This is a genomic window from Sphingobacterium detergens (assembly GCF_003610355.1).
Classification (GTDB): Bacteria; Bacteroidota; Bacteroidia; order Sphingobacteriales; family Sphingobacteriaceae; genus Sphingobacterium; species Sphingobacterium detergens.
Genome location: NZ_RAPY01000001.1, coordinates 1,350,574 through 1,368,494 on the forward strand (window position 1 = coordinate 1,350,574; position 17,921 = coordinate 1,368,494).

The following is a 17,921-nucleotide window of genomic DNA, read 5'->3' on the forward strand; positions in this document are numbered from 1 at the left end:
AGGCCTTTCATGCAACTTTTTTCGCTAAACCTCCTCTTCCAGCAACCTTTTTACAGCACCTGATTCATGTTCAATCAGTGGTGCTAATTCAACTTTCGATAAGGATGAGATGGCAGGGATAAATACAACTTTAGGATAAGCGATATATCGTTTGTAAAGAATTTGAGCCCTTTCAATATGAAAGTCAGACGTTATTATAATTAAGATGTCCGGGTTTTCCTCTTCAATCAATTTCTTCGATAATTGAAAATCCGTTATGGTATTGGTCGAGGGGACACCTGTGGCGATAACATGATCGGGAATCCCTTTATCGATAAGGAATTTTTGTGCATAAAAATAATGTGGTTTTTCCGTGGGATTAAAATGCGCTCCAAAACCTCCGGTGCATACAATCCGAAAACTAGGATTTGCCTGATATAAATTGTAGGCACAATTCAGTCTGTCCTGAGCGATCTGAGATAGATTGCCCCTAGCATCGTTTGGAGCACCAAGCACTATAATTATATTATTCATACCAGTAATCTACAGAAATTACTTAATTTTTGCAATGTCTTACCAAATCTGACATCGCCCGTGTAGTGGGAGTACCCATAGACTTAACAACATTATTCTTTAGATTTAGGTGGAAAAAAGAACGACTTGGGATTCATCTTAAAATAAATCCATACCGCTTTCGCCATTTTCGTCAGCTCTTTAGAAGACAGGTTTCTCGAACGGAATGCCAGAACCAACGACAGCCCAAAGCTCACCAAAAAATTAAAAAGTCCGATAATTCCTATACCCAGAATTCCCCATATCCAGATATCTGTGGATAATTCCATCTGATGCCCAAAAAGACCAAGCGCCAAATTACCGCTTGCAAAAGTGATATGCCGAATATCCAAATTTAAACCGAGAAACATGCCTATGGAAGCTGTTGACCCCATAAAAACACCAAACCAAAGATTTGATACAATTCCAGCCCATTTCTTTTCATAAAAGGCGGCGATCTTATCAGTCTTTGTTTTTCCGAACAACTTCTTCAACCAGGGATGCTCCTGAATCCTATAGTAAACCGAATTATGTTTATCGCGATTTGAAATACTGCCGGCGATAATCCCCGACAGAAATAGAAATACACCGGCAATGGAAGCATGCAAGATGACAGGTGTCTTGGTGGGATTTAAGTCATCGACCAAATGCAACCATTTGGCACTTGCAATATTCACACCTGTAAGTTGCTGTATCCCCCATACTAACAACAGGCTGACGGGAAATGCCATAATCACGTTCCCTACAAAAGCGATAAACTGCGAGCGAAATAAACGCGCGAAAAATTGCGCAAATATCCAATACCGGTGCCTGTCGACACCTTGATCTGCCGCTCCTTGTTCGATAGCGCTCACCAGCGACGAGGCCGTCATCGCCGGCTGCTTGGTCGCTAAGGTAGCTCCAAAAAGATAAATAACCGTGAAGCCAATCGCGTAATTCAGGCTATACAAAAATGCATGTCCGAATTCACTCGTCCCGACTTTTCCCAATAATAATTTCACAATACACATCCCACCAACAATTACACCCCCTCCACAGGCAGATCGAAACATCTTCCAATATTCCTGATTGGTTGACGTAATATAATGTTCACCTGTCTGTGCGGTATGATGCGTAATTTCGTAAGCCAGCAATTGGGTACTCTGCCCTATTAATTTACGTATATTGCTTTTTCTCGAATTATAACCAATAACCGTTTTCGCCAGATGAATCGTCTTCTCTACTTTTTGGGATTCCATATCAATCACCAAAAAAGAGATCATCTCTTTGATACGCTCAAGTTGCTGACGGATCCGCAATAAGGACTGATTCACCTTAATAGAAATACCAAAACGGTGCGAATTACCAAATGCGGTTTCTATATAGGCCTCACATTGTCGATGAAGCACGAGCAACTGTTTATACGAAAGATCTTCTGAGTTGATGTATTTCCTCTCGGATTGCAAAATACGGTCATTTAACTCCGTAAACTCTCGCATAATTGCGATAAATGGACTATCGAAATTCTGAAACTCTGGCACCATTTTATTGACGTCAGTTTCCATTGCCCGGCCAGTAATACGTTGTACCAATAGCTCGATCCCATACAAGATCTCAATCATTTCAAAACCCGTTTCATCATCATAAATAGAATTAAACGCACATAGCCGAAATAGTTCATACAATTGCTCGGCTGAAATAGTGGATATCCAATCCGCATCTTTGGGGGAGTAAAACACCTGATTCAGCAAATATTGTAAGGTTGATTTTGCTGGTTGATAAGGCAAATAACGTTCTGTTATCCGCTTCCTGAGCTCATAGATAAAATCTGCATAACTGATAATGCCCGTATCAGACACCAGTTGATCAAGATCTCTTTGCTTGAGAACCCGTTTAAGGTAGTAAATAAATTGATTCCTGCAATCCGCTGACTCCTGTAGAAAATCAAGAAAAAACTGGATATCAACCTGATAGAATAGCTGAACTTTTTTTGGTCGAATTATCGCGACAATTAAAACCAAAAGTTCAATTTCTACATATTCGGGATTATCTAATTGATTCCTATAACGATCAAATAGCGCACTTACTTGCTGTTTTTGACCTTTTTTTTCTTTCATAAATTCCTATTATTCGCCTAAAGTAGCATTTATTAGCTGTATAAACTTTCACGTCTTAAGATACCACATTTAAGACAAAATTGTTTTGAAAATCATAAAATCTATTTCCGCTGAACTACTATCGTATAAAGCTTGCTAGGCGTTATATCACTGGCAAGAAAATACCTGAAACCAGTGATAAGCATGCCCCAAAATTCTTCTATTTTTGCAATAGTGAACAGGATAAAAATGAAAACAGCAAGTTTTGCGATAGTATGCTTAGGTCTATTCCCCATGCTTCTAAAAGCACAGGACGGCATCACATTTGAAGATGATTTTAATTTATGGAATATCGAAAAAGGACAAACAGCCTCCGTTTTTGTTGAAAAAGCCTATATACGCTCCGGACCGGGGCTCAACATGAAAGTGGTGGACTCACTGACACTTGGCAAAAATATCACCATTGCCAGTGCTCCATTTAAAGGGAATACCATCAAAAATTTTTATGCTCCATGGTATCAGATCAGCTATCATAGCGATGGTCAGCTTAAACAGGGTTTCATCTGGCTCGGGTTATTGGCGCTCGGTAAACAGACCGACAAAGACGGCCTCCAGTATTTATTCGGCTTTGATCGTGTCATCAAACAACAAAATGAGGAACAAGAAGATCACTATTTAACCACAGTAAAACTGTTGGATGCACAAGATTCATTAATTACCAGTCAATCTTACCCATTTGTATTCTCTGGTCAGCTGAGCTCGCAAAGTAAATTGCTACCAGCTATGGGACTAAATAATGTAAAACAAATCTTACGCATGGAATTTTTATCAGCTGCCTACGGAGTTCCAACGGAGTATAATTACATGGCCTGGACTGGTCAGAAATTGATCAACCTCCCCAGTAGGTACTCCGTTAGTGATGCCGGTGTCTTTTATTACGATGAAAAAATCCTATTCCCCTCAGAACACAAAAGAAACAACCAGCTGATCTATAAATACATCGAAGAAGGTGAAGCGAAAGAGGATGACACCCTTGACCCCGAGTATCGCATTTCGAAAAGAGAAGAACATTTTCAATGGGATGGCGATAAGTTCGTAAAACTTACACTATCGAAATAACTTTTCAATAAAATTTAACATATTAGTAAAAATAATAAAAGAAATAAGCAAAGAATGGAAGAGAAAAATATTTACGATTTGTTCTACAGTGGTGAACTTGATCTGTTTATTATAGAAGGTGAAAATCAATTGAAGCAAAACGACCAGGATGTCCCACTCTGGACACACCTCGCTGTTGCCTATCACGATCAAGTATTCTACGACGGACACGAAGCTATTTTTGATATCATACAGGAGAAGATGATCCCCTACCTCCAAAAAGCACTACAGGTAGAGCCAGAAAATGAAACAACGCTCTATCACATGCTCAATTACGTCTTAGGCAACCAGGCTAGCTTAGCGCAGATCAATCGTCCAAGAAAACACATCAATGAGAACAACAAGGACCAGTTTATCGGTTATGCAAAAAAGTTGATCGAAATACCTAAAATGGCTCCCTATGGCTACGGCTTCCTTGCAGATATTTATGAAAGTCTCCAGGATGATACTGCCCTATTAGCATTATTGGATGAGGGGATCGGTTATTTCAATGAAACTTTTAAAGACGATCGCGAAGCTGCCGATCAAAATTTCTCCATATTCTGGATGAAAAAAATATACCTTCTGGACCGTACCAAACAGATTTCGGGTACAGCGCTAACTGCTCTAATAGGAGAGCAATTTGATCGCTTTGTCACTGGTAGTGAAATGCAATATGTGGATCTTGCGGAGATCGCTTATGAAAACAAAGATATAGATCTGGCCTTAAAAGCATTATTAAAACTTATTAAGGGGGATAACTCAGCTGCACATATCCATGCGGAACTGGTCAAATGGCATGGTCGCTTTGAAGAGCTTATCGCTGACGGTTATGAAAATCCTGAGGTGTTTTATTACCAGCTGATCATTGAACGCAATTATTCCGAAGATATCGGGATACCGCTAGATTATTATTATCTACACGCACTAAAACTGATTGACGAATATCCCGACTTATACGCCGGTTACCATTTTGCAGCAGCATACCTGTATGACGATGGACAACATCAAGCGGCCTTACCTTACCTCCATCAGTTGGGCGAAAGACAGTGGAATGCAACATCTTGGCGCCGTCTTGTCGAATGTACGTACTTAACAACGGGTGAAGTATATACACAGGTCCCAACGTTCAATGACTTACCACGTGATCTTTATAATGAAGCGATTCACTTGTCTGACTTTGTCGATTCATTAGATACCCTGTCAGCTGAAGATACACTGGCGCTGAGACAGCTTTACCTTGCTGTTTACCACCAAGCCTATGATGCCTTTGCAGCTTATTTCGAACAGGGAAAATATGAAAGTGATTATTTCGGTGGAAACCACAATCGTGCAATGAATTGCAATAACCTGGCAATTGCATTAAAGAATGTGGATCTCCTCGAAGAGAGTTACCAAATCGCCACTGAAGGGCTAAACTACTCAGACTTTGAAGAACTACATCAGACGCGAACAGACGCGTTGTCGAAATTGGAGGATTATGAACGTTTAAAAGAGGCCCTCATACTATATTTCGACACCTACCAGGTTACTTTGCGCGACCTCGATGAAATGCGCGATGAGGTAATGGAAGATCAATCTACTGAGGATGAATCAGATCTGGTATTCCCAAGTTGCTATCAAATGTTTGTGTACCAGCTTGAAGTAAATTATCATCTGGGACTTTCTTCTGATATACAGGGAGAAGCACAATATCTTCTGGAACACATCTATCAGTTCTACATCAATCACCCCACGCTAAACGACTATCATTATAGGGATTTTGAGGCCGCTAAAAATGGTGTAGAAGGTATCATTTATGATATCCTTGAGCCTAACGATCGTGATTACCGTATCCACTATTATTCAGATATGGCACAGCAATATCCGCATGAAGCACAACCGCAGTATATCCTCATGCAGCTTTACAATGAGATATCCGACTATAGCGCTATCGTTGCTGCAGCACAAACTTACCTCAAAAATAAAAAGGAATTTATCATCGATGCCTTTGATAAAGCAAAGACTTTATATCTGATTATCAAAGGTCATTACTTCCTCTCCGAGTTTAGATCAGGCGCAGAAGTATTTCAACGTCATGATGCTTGGGTTGCCACGGTCATGGATCCCGAAGATTATGTACTTTGGTTAAAATTCGGAATCATGTTGCTTGCTGAACAGGAAAACCTAGCTGAAGTCAACCGCAATGTAATGGTCTTTAACGGCATCTATGCACAAAATGAATGGGGCTATGATGATGACTGTGAATCCGTAAAGTTGGCCGAAGCACTTGTTAATTACAAGACGGGAAACCTAAAAAAAGCACACAGCTTACTCAATGAAGTACTGGCTTATTCAGACCATAGTGTATTGGCAGACGAATATAAAAGAACTTGGAAGAAACCGGGTTTCTTATCAAACTTTAAGTTCTAGCGAACTCCTCGCCCAACTTAAATAATAAAAGAGGCGTAGTAAACCATTTGATCTGTTTACTACGCTTCTATGTAATATCCCCCCTCCCATTCATACCCAGATTCTCCGCCCATAACACACGCTTTCCATACTGCAGGCACGAGCCCTACAAAGTCCACAGCTGGAATAAGAAACAGCCATCTCGATGGTGGATTTAATACTTGTTCAAAAAAAGCTATATTTGAACTGTGGTGGTACTAAAATATCTCATCGGACTAATTCTTTTTCTTGGCTTATGGGCCAAGCCGACTGCGGTATTTCCCTGCCATCAAAGTAAAGCAAAAACCTGTCCTATTGACAGTCCGGATCATACAAGCAAAAAACATGATTGCTGCCAAAAAGCGAAGAAAAAACAGCTATGTCAGCACCACAAGCAATGCCGGGATTGTAGTTGTCATTGCGCCTCAACGACAAGTATACTAGCTGTCTCTCCCCCTCCCATTCAGCTGCCAAAAATTTCCTTTTCAATCTTTAAAAAATTATATAGCGGTGTATTGTCCGTCTATCTTTCAGATGGTTATTTTTACCCTTGGGTTCCCCCTAAAATAGCCTAGATAAAACAGAGAACGCTTTTTTGGAAAAGTAAATCTCCTTATTAATTTAAAGCACCTGCCTTATCCCGATCAACGAAAACAGATCGCATTCCGCAGGGATCCATACACATATTACAACATTCAGAACACATGAGACTTCTCAATAATATCATAACAGCCTGCCTTTTAGCTACCAGCATATACAGCTATGCGCAGGATAATACCATGACAACCCAAACAGTCAAAATCAGCGGCAATTGTGGGATGTGTAAAAAAACAATAGAAAAAGCCGGAAACTCCGCTGACTCCAAAGTAGATTGGAACGAGGATAACCAGACAGCAAAGATCTCTTTTAATGCCGAAAAAACCTCGCTGGATGCCGTTTTGAAAAAGGTCGCATTGGCGGGTTATGACAATGAAAAATACCTGGCTCCGGCAACGACTTATGCTGACCTACATGGCTGTTGTCAATATGACAGAACCTTAAGTGCCCCACCGGCCAACCCTGAAAATACTCCTGAAAACAAAGAAGAAAGCACAGGATCGTCATCTGTCGCTAAGGCAGGCAACTTCCAGCCGATTTATGACCAGTATTTCCAATTGAAAGATGCACTGGTTGCCTCCGATCACAAGACAGTGGCGACAGGTGCTACAAAACTTTCAAGTCTGCTGACGACGTTAAAATCGTCTGACTTAACTGCGGCCGAGCAACAAGCATGGAAAGCACAGGCAAACAGCATAACACAGCACAGTAAGGCGCTCCAGGAGGCAAAAGATTTGGCAAAACAACGTCTGGCATTTGTATCGCTCTCCGAAGAGGTTTATAAACTGGCAAAAACTTCCAAACCTGCACTTCCGGTTTATCAGCAAAAATGCCCCATGTTTAACGGTGGCAAAGGGGCAACCTGGCTGAGCCTCAATAAGGACGTCAAAAACCCATATTATGGTGCCCAGATGCTAACATGTGGAAGTACAGTCCAAACGATACAATAAAAAGAGATCAGCATCTCAAAGAGATCGGTCTCTTACCAAAAGGTTCGTCCGCAACGCAGACGGACCTTTTTTATGACATCTCCCATTTGGTCCCCCATCTTGACAAGAAAATATAAATTACCAACGAAATCCTTAAAAACTGATTGTTTTGAAGGATAAACCATAAATTATACCTTCATTTATTGATTCAAAATAGTATATTAGGAGGAGCATCAGGCTAACCAGACAAAAGATAATTAGGGAGAATAATAAAGATATCGAGATCAAATAAGTTGAGATTTAATCCATGGAAAAAGTAATCATTACAGGAGGAACAGGTGCCATTGGCCTTCATTTGACCAAATTACTGGTCGCCAACTTCTATGAAGTGATCATCTTCACACGAGATCCAAAGGCTTATCCTCCACAAGCTAACGTTAGATATGTCCATTGGAACCCCAAAAAACAGGTCATCGACATAAAATCGATCCAGGAAGCAGATTATATTATCAATTTAGCTGGCGCCAACCTTAATGGATCTCGTTGGACCAAGGCTTATCAACAAGAAATTATATCCAGCCGGGTGGAAAGTGGACAACTGCTTTATCAGACGTTAAAACAGATCCCAAACCAGGTAAAAGCCGTTATATCAGCATCCGCAACCGGCTGGTATGGCGCCGATGACAGTTATCAGAAAAAGCCCTTCGAAGAGGGAGATCCCCAGGGTGGTGATTTTTTATCCTGGGTCTGCAATCTTTGGGAAGACAGTGTAAAACCCATTGAAACCTTAGGAAAAAGACTCGTTGTCTTCCGTTTCGGTGTGGTGATTAGTAAAGACCAAGGGCTATTGAAAGAAGTCAACCAACTGCTACGTTTTCGGGTCAACCCTATTCTGGGCTCAGGCAAACAGATGTTGAGCTGGATCCACATGGAAGACCTCGCCCGAATGCTGCTATTTGCGATACAAAACAATGCCCTCGCTGGTGTATACAATGCCTGCTCCTCCGATCCGATGCCACTTGGTCAGTTTACCAAACGTATTGCAAGGCGGCGGTACGGAATATGCTACATACCATTTCCTGTCCCCGCATTCTTGATTAAGCTGTTTCTTGGAAAAAAAGGACAGGAAATGGTTCTTAATGGTACATGGGTGAGTAATAAAAAGATACTTCAGGAAAAATTTCCCTTTAAGTACCCGACTTTGGACAATAATTGTATAGATAATTTACACATCGGTTAATTGTTAATTCCCCTTAATTTCGACCCTTTTCGGGACAAAATCCGTATATTTGCGGCTTATGAAGATTTTTAGATATGGCGCAAAGGGCTCCGAAAAGGCGGGAGTCATTTTAAATGAAAAGAAATATGATATTTCAGAAGGAAATTTTCAATATAACCGTGATTTCTTTGCAAATCCGGCAAATTTGGAGAAACTTCAAGTATATGTAGAACAGAATCGTGAAAGTCTAAAAGAGATCGCTGCGGATGAACGTATCGGCACTCCTTTGGAAGCTCCTTCCAAAATTCTTTGTGTTGGACTCAACTTCGACGATCACGTTAAGGAAACCAAATTGCAGCAAGCAGCAGAACCTATTGTTTTCATGAAATCTGTTTCGGCATTTAACGGTCCTTTCGATGGTATTACACTACCTAAAAACTCCGTGAAATCCGATTGGGAAACCGAACTTGCTATCGTTATAGGTAAGAAAGCTTCCTATGTAAGTGAGGAAGAGGCCCTGGATTATGTTTTTGGCTATGTACTACATAACGATGTTACTGAACGGGAGTTTCAGATCGAAAGAGGTGGTACCTGGGATAAAGGTAAAGGTTGTGATACATTCGCTCCCATTGGTCCGTTTATCGCTACAAAAGATGAAATTCAAGATGTCGATAATATGAGAATTTGGCTTAAATTAAATGGCGACCTGATGCAAGATGGTAACACAAGCGATTTTATTTATCGTGTTCCAAAGCTTATATCGTATTTAAGTCAATTCATGTCCCTACTTCCGGGTGACATCATCTCAACAGGCTCACCAGCCGGTTCGGGTATGGGAAAATCCCCGCAACGCTTCCTTCGCGATGGCGATATTATTGAATACGGTATCGAAGGACTTGGATCTGGGAAACAAGTGATATCTGCTCACTCCCTATCCTAACATCCTGCTGATATAGACCGATCTTTCCTGTCTTTATTTTTTGTCCGGGAAGATCGGTTTACGGCTATTTTTTTCGTCATTTCATTGTAATTTATCAACCGCATTTGTGTACATTTATATCGACATCCACTTTGTTAACATAAATGCATAAATCCCTATAGGGTCAATGATTCAACTAAACAACATATCTAAATCATTCGAGGTTAAATCCAAACGAATAGATGCATTGAAGAGTCTCACCCTATCCATTGGCAAGGGTGAAATATTTGGCGTTATCGGGGCCTCAGGTGCCGGCAAAAGCACATTGATTCGTTGTGTCAATCTCTTGGAAAGACCGGACACAGGTCAAGTCATTATTGAGAATGAGGATCTGATGTCGATGTCTTCCAAAGATTTAATGATGAAACGAAGAAATATCGGAATGATCTTCCAACATTTCAATCTCTTGTCATCACTAACAGTCTCTGAGAACATATCTTTTCCATTACAACTGGAAGGTAAATCAAAGGCATTTATCCGTCAAAAAGTTTCGGAGCTGCTAAGCCTGGTTGGACTGGAAGATAAAGCGGAGAGTTATCCGGCAAATCTATCCGGAGGACAGAAACAACGGGTCGCTATAGCTCGTGCACTGGCAAATGACCCCCATATCCTACTCTGTGACGAGGCCACCAGCGCCCTGGATCCAGCAACGACAAAATCTATCCTCACCTTATTAAAAAAAATCAATAAGCAACTTGGACTGACCATCTTATTGATCACCCATGAAATGGATGTGATCAAAAGGATATGTGATCAAGTAGCGGTACTGGATCAGGGAATTTTAATTGAGAGCGGTTCTGTTGAAACCATTTTCGCAAATCCGCAGCAGGAGACCACCAAAAACTTTATCCAATCTTCTTTACAGGTCGATATCCCCTTAGGTTTTCAGGAGCGGTTAAAAGACAGTGGCAATCCTCTTGTCGAGATTTACATGACCTCCAGTGAAGATTCTATTCCGTTTATACAACAATTGGAACACCAATACCAGGTCAAAACAAATATTATTACCGCACAGATCGATTACATCGGCGAAATGAAGTTTGGCGTTATATTAGCCGAATTGTCAGGTGATACCGACAACATAACGGCGAGTCTCTCCTATTTAAAAGAACAGCATCCGCAAACTAAAATATTAGGTTATGTCTGATCAAGTACTCGATTTACTATTATCAGGAACAGTCGAAACATTAATGATGACTTTCCTGTCAGGTTTCTTTGGTTTTGTGCTCGGACTTCCGCTTGGAATCTACCTATTCTTGACCAGAAAACATCAGCTGTTGGAAAACAAAACCATGCACCAGATTGTTTCCTTGCTAGTGAACGTGTTCAGATCTATTCCATTCATTATTCTCATTGTATGGATGATTCCATTTACACGTCAGCTCGTAGGAACATCCATCGGTATGTCAGCAGCATTGGTCCCTTTAAGCATTGGCGCAGCTCCTTTTATTGCGCGATTGGTAGAAAACAGCTTATTGGAGATCCCCCATGGATTAATTGAAGCTGCCAGAGCCATGGGCGCAAGTACACAGCAGGTAGTCTTTAAAGTGTTGCTTCCGGAGGCATTACCCTCACTGGTAAACAATGCGACAATAACGTTAATTACACTTGTAGGTTATTCGGCTATGGGTGGCGCTGTTGGGGCCGGCGGACTGGGACAGATTGGCTATCAATACGGCTATGTTGGTTATGATACCTTCATCATGAATGCTGTCCTTATTTTATTAATTTTAATTGTATTCCTGTTGCAATATACAGGCGATTACATATCTAAAAAAGTAAACCATCGTTAACATTAATTGTATCATATGAAACCATCATGATTTATTCGATCATACTATGGAGTGAATAACCGAACAAAGCGAACTCATGAATGCCGCTTAAAACATACACTCGATGAATAAATCTGATAGCTTCATCACAACTGAAAAACAAATTAAACAGATGAAAAAATTGAACTATGCATTTGCAATTCTAGCCTTTAGTCTGACGACTATTGTAGCTTGTAACAACAGGGAAAAGAAAGAAAACACCCTTAAAGTTGGTGTGGTGACGGGTCCTGAAAAGGAACTTGCGGAGACGGCTAAGAAAGTTGCAAAAGAAAAGTTCAATCTGGATGTGGAACTGGTTGCCTTCAATGATTACGTCGTCCCCAATGAAGCCCTGAATCAAGGTGATATCGATGTCAATGTATTCCAACATCAACCGTATCTTCAGGAACAATCCAAACAACGCGGTTTCACCAAACTGACGATTGTGGGAAATACATTTGTATTCCCGATTGTTGCCTATTCCAAAAAGATCAAAACCATCACCGAACTTCAGCCTGGTGCGACTATCGCTATCCCAAATGACCCAACAAACGGTGGGCGTTCATTATTACTTCTTCAACGTGAGGGAATCATTGGTTTAAAGGAAAATGTTGGCATACAACCAAAGGTAACAGACATTGTAAGCAACCCAAAACAGGTTAAAATCATCGAAATGGAAGCCCCTCAGCTACCTCGTGTACTTGACGACCCTCAGGTTGTTGTTGCGATCATCAATAACAGCTTTGCCTCACAGGCCGGATTAGATCCCGAAAAACAAGGTTTATTTACAGAGGATAAAGAATCTCCTTATGTCAATTTAATTGTTGCACGGGCAGATAATAAAAATGATGAAAAAGTACAGCAGTTTATACAATCCTATCAATCACCTGAGGTAGAAGCAACAGCAAAGAAAGTATTTAAAAACGGTGCCATAAAAGGCTGGTAACCCCAAAAAGCATGATAGCAGCGACTCATTCATGCCCATGTGGCTCAGGTGCACCTTTTGGCGAATGCTGCCTACAAATTCACCATACCCATGCCAAGGCTATTACAGCCGAAGCGCTTATGCGAGCTCGTTACAGCGCTTTTGTCGTGGGAAACATTGACTTTTTGTACAACACATTCCACCCTACAACAAGAAGATTCCAAAATAAGGATGCTATTGAGCAATGGGCTAAGGAAAATAAATGGATGCAGTTAAGTATCCTGAAAGCCACCTTTTCAACCGTGGAATTTGAAGCCCATTATCTGGATACAACAATGGAGGTGCAGATGCATCACGAAAAATCGACATTTAAACAGCAAGGTAACCTTTGGTACTATGTAGATGGCCGATAAATTTCTGGCTTCAGTCTCCAAAAAAAAGCTGCTCCAATACCTAATGTATTGGAGCAGCTTTTTTATAAGGTGATTGGCTGTATTAAACCAATTCTTCCGTATCTTCCCGGTAAGGTGCTTCTTCATCAAACTCACCCTCCCATTTGGCGACAACCACCGTTGCAAGACAGTTACCAACAACGTTAACAGAGGTACGCGCCATGTCCATCAATTCGTCAATACCCAAAATAGCGGCGATAACAAAGGTTGGCAGACCGAACTGATCAGCTGTTGCTATTAGGATAATTAATGAAGCACGTGGCACCGCTGCCACCCCCTTAGAGGTAATCATTAATGTGAAAGCAATCATAAGCTGTTGTCCAAACGTCAAGTGAATACCAGCTGCCTGCGCAACAAAAATTGCGGCCAATGATAAATAAAGAGATGTTCCATCCAGATTGAAGCTATAACCAGTTGGGATAACAAATGAAACGATCTTACGCGGCACGCCAAATTTCTCCATTGCACTCATGGCTTTAGGCAAAGCAGCATCCGAACTTGTCGTTGCAAAAGCAATAGACACCGGCTCTTTGATGGCGTTGATAAAACGTTTGACGGGAATCTTTAAATAAAGTGCAACAGGAAGTAACACCAACGTTAAAAAACAAAACAAGGCAAAATACAAGGTTGCCAACAGCATAAATAAGTTTTTCAAAATATCAACACCGAGATGTCCCACGGTGTATGCCATTGCTGCTCCCACCCCAACCGGAGCAAAATACATGATGATGTTCGTAAATTTAAACATCGTCTCAGACATACTTTCGGTAAAATCCACCAGTGGCTTCCGCTTCTTCTCATCGACCATCGCTAGGCCAATTCCGAATAACACCGAAAATACAACAATTTGTAATACCTGATTGTCAGCAACTGACTTTACGATATTCTCAGGAAAAAGATCACGGACGAATGCCGTGAATTTATAGACTGGATGTACATTATCCGGAAGGGATTTCAATACATGCTCGTCCATACTTTCTTTAGGCACTGGCAGCTCTTCATGTGGCATATGAGCAACGTCTACACCTACCCCCGCTTTAGTTAGGTTGATTGCACCTAAACCAATAAAAATAGCACAGGTAGTCGCACAGAAGAAATACAACATTGACTTCCAGGCCATACGTCCTACTTGTTTCAAGTCAGAGTGGCCTGCGATACCATAGACAAGCGTTGCAAAAAGAATAGGCCCAACAATGGTCTTTACCAATTTGATGAAACCTTTACTTAGCGGTTGCAAGGAAATTGCCAGATTGGGAAAATCCAGTCCAACGAAAATGCCCAGGATCATACAAGTTAAAATCCATGTGGTCAAATTTTTCTTATAAAGCGCATTTACAACCAAAACGGTGGCAACTATCCAACGGACAGCCATTAGAAATTCATGCGAAAAGCCCACAACTTTAAATTCGTACAATACTGCAATGATACAAGCTAATGTAACTGTGATGAGGGTGATTAACCCTATTTTGGTTTTTAACATTTAAAAGATTTTAATGGTCAAAAGAACAAAAATAAAAAAATACTATGCTTTTGCAAATATTATTATTTAAATAGCCCAACTTTCGCAACAAAATACCGATTTTAACAAAAGCTAGCGTGCAAAAAAAAAAAGCAGGATAATTTCTTACCCTGCTCTATATTTTAACGGAATGAAAAAATTATTCCGCGTGTAACCAAGCTTTTTTCGCTAATAGCTCATCGTTGGATTCACGTACATCTTCGTCATCCACACAACAATCTACCGGACAAACAGCAGCACATTGTGGTTCATCATGAAAACCCACACATTCTGTACATTTATCCGAAACAATATAATAAACTTCATTTGAGATCGCTTCCTGTGATTCATTCGCGTCAAGCGTAACGCCATCACCAAAATCTATAACACCGTCCAAAGCAGTCCCATCTGAGAATTTCCAAGTTACACCAGCATCGTATATTGCATTATTTGGGCATTCCGGTTCGCAAGCACCACAGTTAATGCATTCGTCTGTAATTTTAATCGCCATTTATAACCTCACAATTATGATAAATAAACTATTTTTGCATTATCAATATGAAAACAAAGTCTGATTGTACAATAAGGCTAGTTGATTCACGTTGATTAATGTTAACAGCACAAATATAACACAAATTTGTGTATTCATCTTTTAAAAATTTAATATTTTGACAAAGCAACAACGAATAAATGCGTTTGTAAAACTGGGTGAACTGTTGAAAAAGCAGCCTGAAGATCTTACTCAGATCATTCAACTGGCGCAACATAAAAACCCTTGGTATACCGTAAAAAATGTTGAAAGTGCCCTTCATGCAATCTCATCTAACTTAACAGAAGAACGGCTTAATCATTGGCTGCAAGGCTATCCAGATAGCGGGTCGGCTAAAACCGTAGGTTTGATTCTCGCTGGAAATATTCCACTGGTTGGTTTTCATGATATCCTTTGTGTATTAATCAGTGGATTTAAAGCAAAAATTAAGGTATCCTCAGATGATGCCGGTTTAACGACTTATGTACTCAATAGCTTAAAACAAATCGAACCCGCTTTTGAAGCAGCTTTTGAAATTGTTGATAAACTCAAAGACTTCGACCTGGTCATTGCCACTGGCTCAAACAATACAGCCCGTTATTTTGACTATTATTTTGGCTCTAAACCCCACATTATCCGACGGAATAGAAATAGTGTTGCTGTCATTACAGGACAGGAATCTCCAGCACAACTGGAGGCCTTAGGTCACGATATCTTTGATTACTTCGGCCTCGGCTGTCGCTCGGTTTCCAAGCTTTTTATTCCAAAAGATTATGGCGTAGCACATTTTTTTGAAGGAATAGCGGATTTTAAAGATGTGTCCGAACACTATAAATACAATAATAATTACGATTATAATAAATCCATCTATCTGATCAACGGAGACAAGCATTTTGATAATGGGTTCCTGTTGCTCAAACAGGATCAACGTACTGCCTCTCCACTATCTGTGGTTTATTACGAGGAGTACAACCGTCTTGAAGATGTCGAGAAAGAGCTGAATCAGCAAGCTGAAAATATTCAGTGTGTTGTCTCCGAAGTCCAGTTGAACATACAGTCGCCAGTCTTTCATTTTGGTGAAAGTCAATGTCCGGCCCTGGATGATTATGCAGATGGCATAAATACGCTGGACTTTTTATTTGCAAACCAGTAAGCTTCCGTTAAATTCATAGTAAAGAAATTGCATTAAAAATACTAACTTTGAAATCATGTATATCATTAAAGTAAAAGGTGTCGCCAAAATTCCCGACTATGTTCAGCTGCGAGATGATGCCTTCACCTTGTTGGCATATTTTAGAGTGGATCGACCTGACAAATCCCTAGACAAAATCGGATTGGGAGAAAAGACGGAATATATCATGCAATTGGTAAGAGAAATGCCTTTCGGTCAAATTAAAAAATTAGAGTTTTAACGCCCATGATTGAAAATAAAGTAATTACATTAAAGAACGTTGATATCTTTCAACAGAAACATTTAGTATTATCCAATGTCAATTTAAACATCGGGAAGGGAGAATTTCTCTATCTTATCGGACAGTCTGGCAGCGGAAAAAGTAGTTTATTAAAAATCATCTATGGCGATTTATATATCGGTAATGGTGAGGGAATGATCGCTGGATTTGACCTCAAGAAACTTCACGAAAATGATGTTCCTTATTTACGCCGGAAATTAGGGATTGTTTTTCAGGACTTTCATTTATTATCCGACAGAACGATCGAGAAGAACCTCGAGTTTGCGTTAAAGGCGACGGGCTGGAAAGATAAAAAAATGATTGATGGACGTATTCTGGACGTATTGGAAAAAGTTGGACTCCGTTCCAAATTAAAGAAAATGCCCCATGAGCTTTCCGGTGGTGAGCAACAGCGGATTGTTATTGCCCGTGCCCTACTGAATAACCCCGAGATTATCCTTGCGGATGAGCCTACCGGAAACCTGGATCCTGCCACCTCTGAGGAAATTGTCCTATTGTTGCGCGATATCGCCAATTCTGGAACGGCAATTTTAATGGCTACCCACGATTATACAATTATTCGCAATATGCCTTCCCGGATTATCAAAACTGGAGACGGCATTCTACAGGATGATGTCAGCATCTAAACGAAAAACTGACAAGTAAAAAGACATTTTTGCAAATTCCGACAAATTGTTAGGCTTTTTTATTAAAATCTGACAAGCTGTCGGAATTTTATTGTTTGGCAAAAACTTTGAGAAAAGAAGATATAGAAAATTTTTGAATCTATTTTAGCATTGAAGATATGAATGAGCAAGATAATTATTATGATGAGAGTCAAGATCAAGTAGAAACTAATTCTTCTGATCAACAAGAGCAGCCTTCGGATAATCAGGTAGAATTGTCTACCGAAGAGAAGTTGGCAGCTGAATTGGCAGAGGCGAAGGATAAATACATTCGTCTTTCTGCTGAATTTGACAATTATAGAAAACGTACAAGCAAAGAACGTGTTGAATTGATTCAATCAGCAGGAAAAGATGTGATCAGTAAATTATTACCTACGTTAGATGATTTTGACCGTGCATTAAATGCGATGGAAACAGCTACAGACGTAGAATCTGTTAAAACAGGGATGGATATTGTCAACAACAAATTAAGACAAACCCTGTCTCAATTGGGATTAAAAGAAATGGAAACTGCTGGCCAAGCATTTGACCCTGAATTACAGGAAGCTATTACATCTATTCCGGCACCTACAGCAGATTTAAAAAACAAAGTAGTGGACGTAATCGAAAAGGGATACTATTTGGGTGACAAAGTGATTCGTCACGCTAAAGTAGTTATAGGTCAATAATATT

The 17,921-nt window shown here is 40.2% G+C and carries 17 protein-coding genes; 13 read left to right on the forward strand and 4 right to left on the reverse strand.

Annotation, left to right across the window (positions count from 1 at the left end; translation table 11 throughout):
* Positions 1–24: 24 nt before the first annotated feature.
* Complete coding sequence (locus tag DFQ12_RS05880; protein ID WP_120258045.1) at positions 25–513, reverse strand: YdcF family protein; 489 nt, start codon at positions 511–513, stop codon at positions 25–27.
* Positions 514–605: 92 nt separating this feature from the next.
* On the reverse strand, positions 606–2,627 hold the full coding sequence (locus DFQ12_RS05885) for a recombinase (protein WP_120258046.1): 2,022 nt from the start codon (positions 2,625–2,627) through the stop codon (positions 606–608).
* Positions 2,628–2,855: 228 nt separating this feature from the next.
* Here DFQ12_RS05885 and DFQ12_RS05890 point away from each other — a divergent pair, with 228 nt between their 5' ends.
* From DFQ12_RS05890 to DFQ12_RS05935, 9 genes are all read left to right on the forward strand, one after another.
* On the forward strand, positions 2,856–3,725 hold the full coding sequence (locus DFQ12_RS05890) for a hypothetical protein (RefSeq protein WP_147420339.1): 870 nt from the start codon (positions 2,856–2,858) through the stop codon (positions 3,723–3,725).
* A 54-nt stretch (positions 3,726–3,779) separates the two neighbouring features.
* Positions 3,780–6,155, forward strand: coding sequence for a hypothetical protein (locus DFQ12_RS05895; RefSeq protein WP_120258048.1), 2,376 nt, complete (start codon positions 3,780–3,782; stop codon positions 6,153–6,155).
* Positions 6,156–6,877: 722 nt separating this feature from the next.
* The gene (locus DFQ12_RS05905) at positions 6,878–7,720 is read left to right on the forward strand and encodes a DUF3347 domain-containing protein (RefSeq protein ID WP_120258050.1); all 843 of its coding nucleotides are present in this window, start codon (positions 6,878–6,880) and stop codon (positions 7,718–7,720) included.
* A gap of 286 nt (positions 7,721–8,006) precedes the next feature.
* Positions 8,007–8,939, forward strand: a complete 933-nt coding sequence (locus DFQ12_RS05910) for a TIGR01777 family oxidoreductase (RefSeq protein WP_120258051.1) — start codon at positions 8,007–8,009, stop codon at positions 8,937–8,939.
* A gap of 58 nt (positions 8,940–8,997) precedes the next feature.
* Entirely contained in the window at positions 8,998–9,858 is an 861-nt protein-coding gene (locus tag DFQ12_RS05915; protein ID WP_120258052.1) for a fumarylacetoacetate hydrolase family protein, read from the forward strand.
* A gap of 166 nt (positions 9,859–10,024) precedes the next feature.
* A complete protein-coding gene (locus DFQ12_RS05920; RefSeq protein ID WP_120258053.1) occupies positions 10,025–11,044 on the forward strand; it encodes a methionine ABC transporter ATP-binding protein in 1,020 nt (339 codons plus the stop codon).
* Positions 11,037–11,690, forward strand: coding sequence for a methionine ABC transporter permease MetI (gene metI / locus DFQ12_RS05925; RefSeq protein ID WP_120258054.1), 654 nt, complete (start codon positions 11,037–11,039; stop codon positions 11,688–11,690). Before DFQ12_RS05920 ends, metI begins: the two co-directional genes overlap by 8 nt.
* Positions 11,691–11,793: 103 nt before the next feature.
* The gene (gene metQ / locus DFQ12_RS05930; RefSeq protein WP_279634401.1) at positions 11,794–12,654 is read left to right on the forward strand and encodes a methionine ABC transporter substrate-binding lipoprotein MetQ; all 861 of its coding nucleotides are present in this window, start codon (positions 11,794–11,796) and stop codon (positions 12,652–12,654) included.
* Positions 12,655–12,665: 11 nt separating this feature from the next.
* Complete coding sequence (locus tag DFQ12_RS05935) at positions 12,666–13,046, forward strand: YchJ family protein (RefSeq protein WP_120258055.1); 381 nt, start codon at positions 12,666–12,668, stop codon at positions 13,044–13,046.
* Positions 13,047–13,128: 82 nt separating this feature from the next.
* Here DFQ12_RS05935 and DFQ12_RS05940 read toward each other — a convergent pair whose 3' ends face one another.
* Both DFQ12_RS05940 and DFQ12_RS05945 read right to left on the reverse strand, forming a co-directional pair.
* Positions 13,129–14,565, reverse strand: coding sequence for a dicarboxylate/amino acid:cation symporter (locus DFQ12_RS05940; protein ID WP_120258056.1), 1,437 nt, complete (start codon positions 14,563–14,565; stop codon positions 13,129–13,131).
* 178 nt (positions 14,566–14,743) lie between these two features.
* Positions 14,744–15,094, reverse strand: coding sequence for a 4Fe-4S dicluster domain-containing protein (locus tag DFQ12_RS05945; protein ID WP_046672889.1), 351 nt, complete (start codon positions 15,092–15,094; stop codon positions 14,744–14,746).
* 157 nt (positions 15,095–15,251) lie between these two features.
* Between DFQ12_RS05945 and DFQ12_RS05950 the strand changes: the two genes are divergently transcribed.
* The 4 genes from DFQ12_RS05950 (at position 15,252) to DFQ12_RS05965 (ending at position 17,917) form a co-directional block, all read left to right on the forward strand.
* Positions 15,252–16,265: an acyl-CoA reductase gene (locus DFQ12_RS05950; protein WP_120258057.1), complete on the forward strand. Its 1,014-nt coding sequence runs from the start codon at positions 15,252–15,254 to the stop codon at positions 16,263–16,265.
* 55 nt (positions 16,266–16,320) lie between these two features.
* Positions 16,321–16,524: a fructose-6-phosphate aldolase gene (locus tag DFQ12_RS05955; RefSeq protein WP_120258058.1), complete on the forward strand. Its 204-nt coding sequence runs from the start codon at positions 16,321–16,323 to the stop codon at positions 16,522–16,524.
* A gap of 5 nt (positions 16,525–16,529) precedes the next feature.
* The gene (locus tag DFQ12_RS05960) at positions 16,530–17,210 is read left to right on the forward strand and encodes a cell division ATP-binding protein FtsE (RefSeq protein ID WP_120258059.1); all 681 of its coding nucleotides are present in this window, start codon (positions 16,530–16,532) and stop codon (positions 17,208–17,210) included.
* Positions 17,211–17,368: 158 nt separating this feature from the next.
* Positions 17,369–17,917: a nucleotide exchange factor GrpE gene (locus DFQ12_RS05965; RefSeq protein WP_120258060.1), complete on the forward strand. Its 549-nt coding sequence runs from the start codon at positions 17,369–17,371 to the stop codon at positions 17,915–17,917.
* Positions 17,918–17,921: the final 4 nt, after the last annotated feature.

Coding starts and splice junctions, on each gene's coding strand:
- DFQ12_RS05880 (WP_120258045.1), bottom strand. CDS start 513: ATGAATAATATAATTATAGTGCTTGGTGCTCCAAACGATGCTAGGGGC.
- DFQ12_RS05885 (WP_120258046.1), bottom strand. CDS start 2,627: ATGAAAGAAAAAAAAGGTCAAAAACAGCAAGTAAGTGCGCTATTTGAT.
- DFQ12_RS05890 (WP_147420339.1), top strand. CDS start 2,856: ATGAAAACAGCAAGTTTTGCGATAGTATGCTTAGGTCTATTCCCCATG.
- DFQ12_RS05895 (WP_120258048.1), top strand. CDS start 3,780: ATGGAAGAGAAAAATATTTACGATTTGTTCTACAGTGGTGAACTTGAT.
- DFQ12_RS05905 (WP_120258050.1), top strand. CDS start 6,878: ATGAGACTTCTCAATAATATCATAACAGCCTGCCTTTTAGCTACCAGC.
- DFQ12_RS05910 (WP_120258051.1), top strand. CDS start 8,007: ATGGAAAAAGTAATCATTACAGGAGGAACAGGTGCCATTGGCCTTCAT.
- DFQ12_RS05915 (WP_120258052.1), top strand. CDS start 8,998: ATGAAGATTTTTAGATATGGCGCAAAGGGCTCCGAAAAGGCGGGAGTC.
- DFQ12_RS05920 (WP_120258053.1), top strand. CDS start 10,025: ATGATTCAACTAAACAACATATCTAAATCATTCGAGGTTAAATCCAAA.
- metI (WP_120258054.1), top strand. CDS start 11,037: ATGTCTGATCAAGTACTCGATTTACTATTATCAGGAACAGTCGAAACA.
- metQ (WP_279634401.1), top strand. CDS start 11,794: ATGAATAAATCTGATAGCTTCATCACAACTGAAAAACAAATTAAACAG.
- DFQ12_RS05935 (WP_120258055.1), top strand. CDS start 12,666: ATGATAGCAGCGACTCATTCATGCCCATGTGGCTCAGGTGCACCTTTT.
- DFQ12_RS05940 (WP_120258056.1), bottom strand. CDS start 14,565: ATGTTAAAAACCAAAATAGGGTTAATCACCCTCATCACAGTTACATTA.
- DFQ12_RS05945 (WP_046672889.1), bottom strand. CDS start 15,094: ATGGCGATTAAAATTACAGACGAATGCATTAACTGTGGTGCTTGCGAA.
- DFQ12_RS05955 (WP_120258058.1), top strand. CDS start 16,321: ATGTATATCATTAAAGTAAAAGGTGTCGCCAAAATTCCCGACTATGTT.
- DFQ12_RS05960 (WP_120258059.1), top strand. CDS start 16,530: ATGATTGAAAATAAAGTAATTACATTAAAGAACGTTGATATCTTTCAA.
- DFQ12_RS05965 (WP_120258060.1), top strand. CDS start 17,369: ATGAATGAGCAAGATAATTATTATGATGAGAGTCAAGATCAAGTAGAA.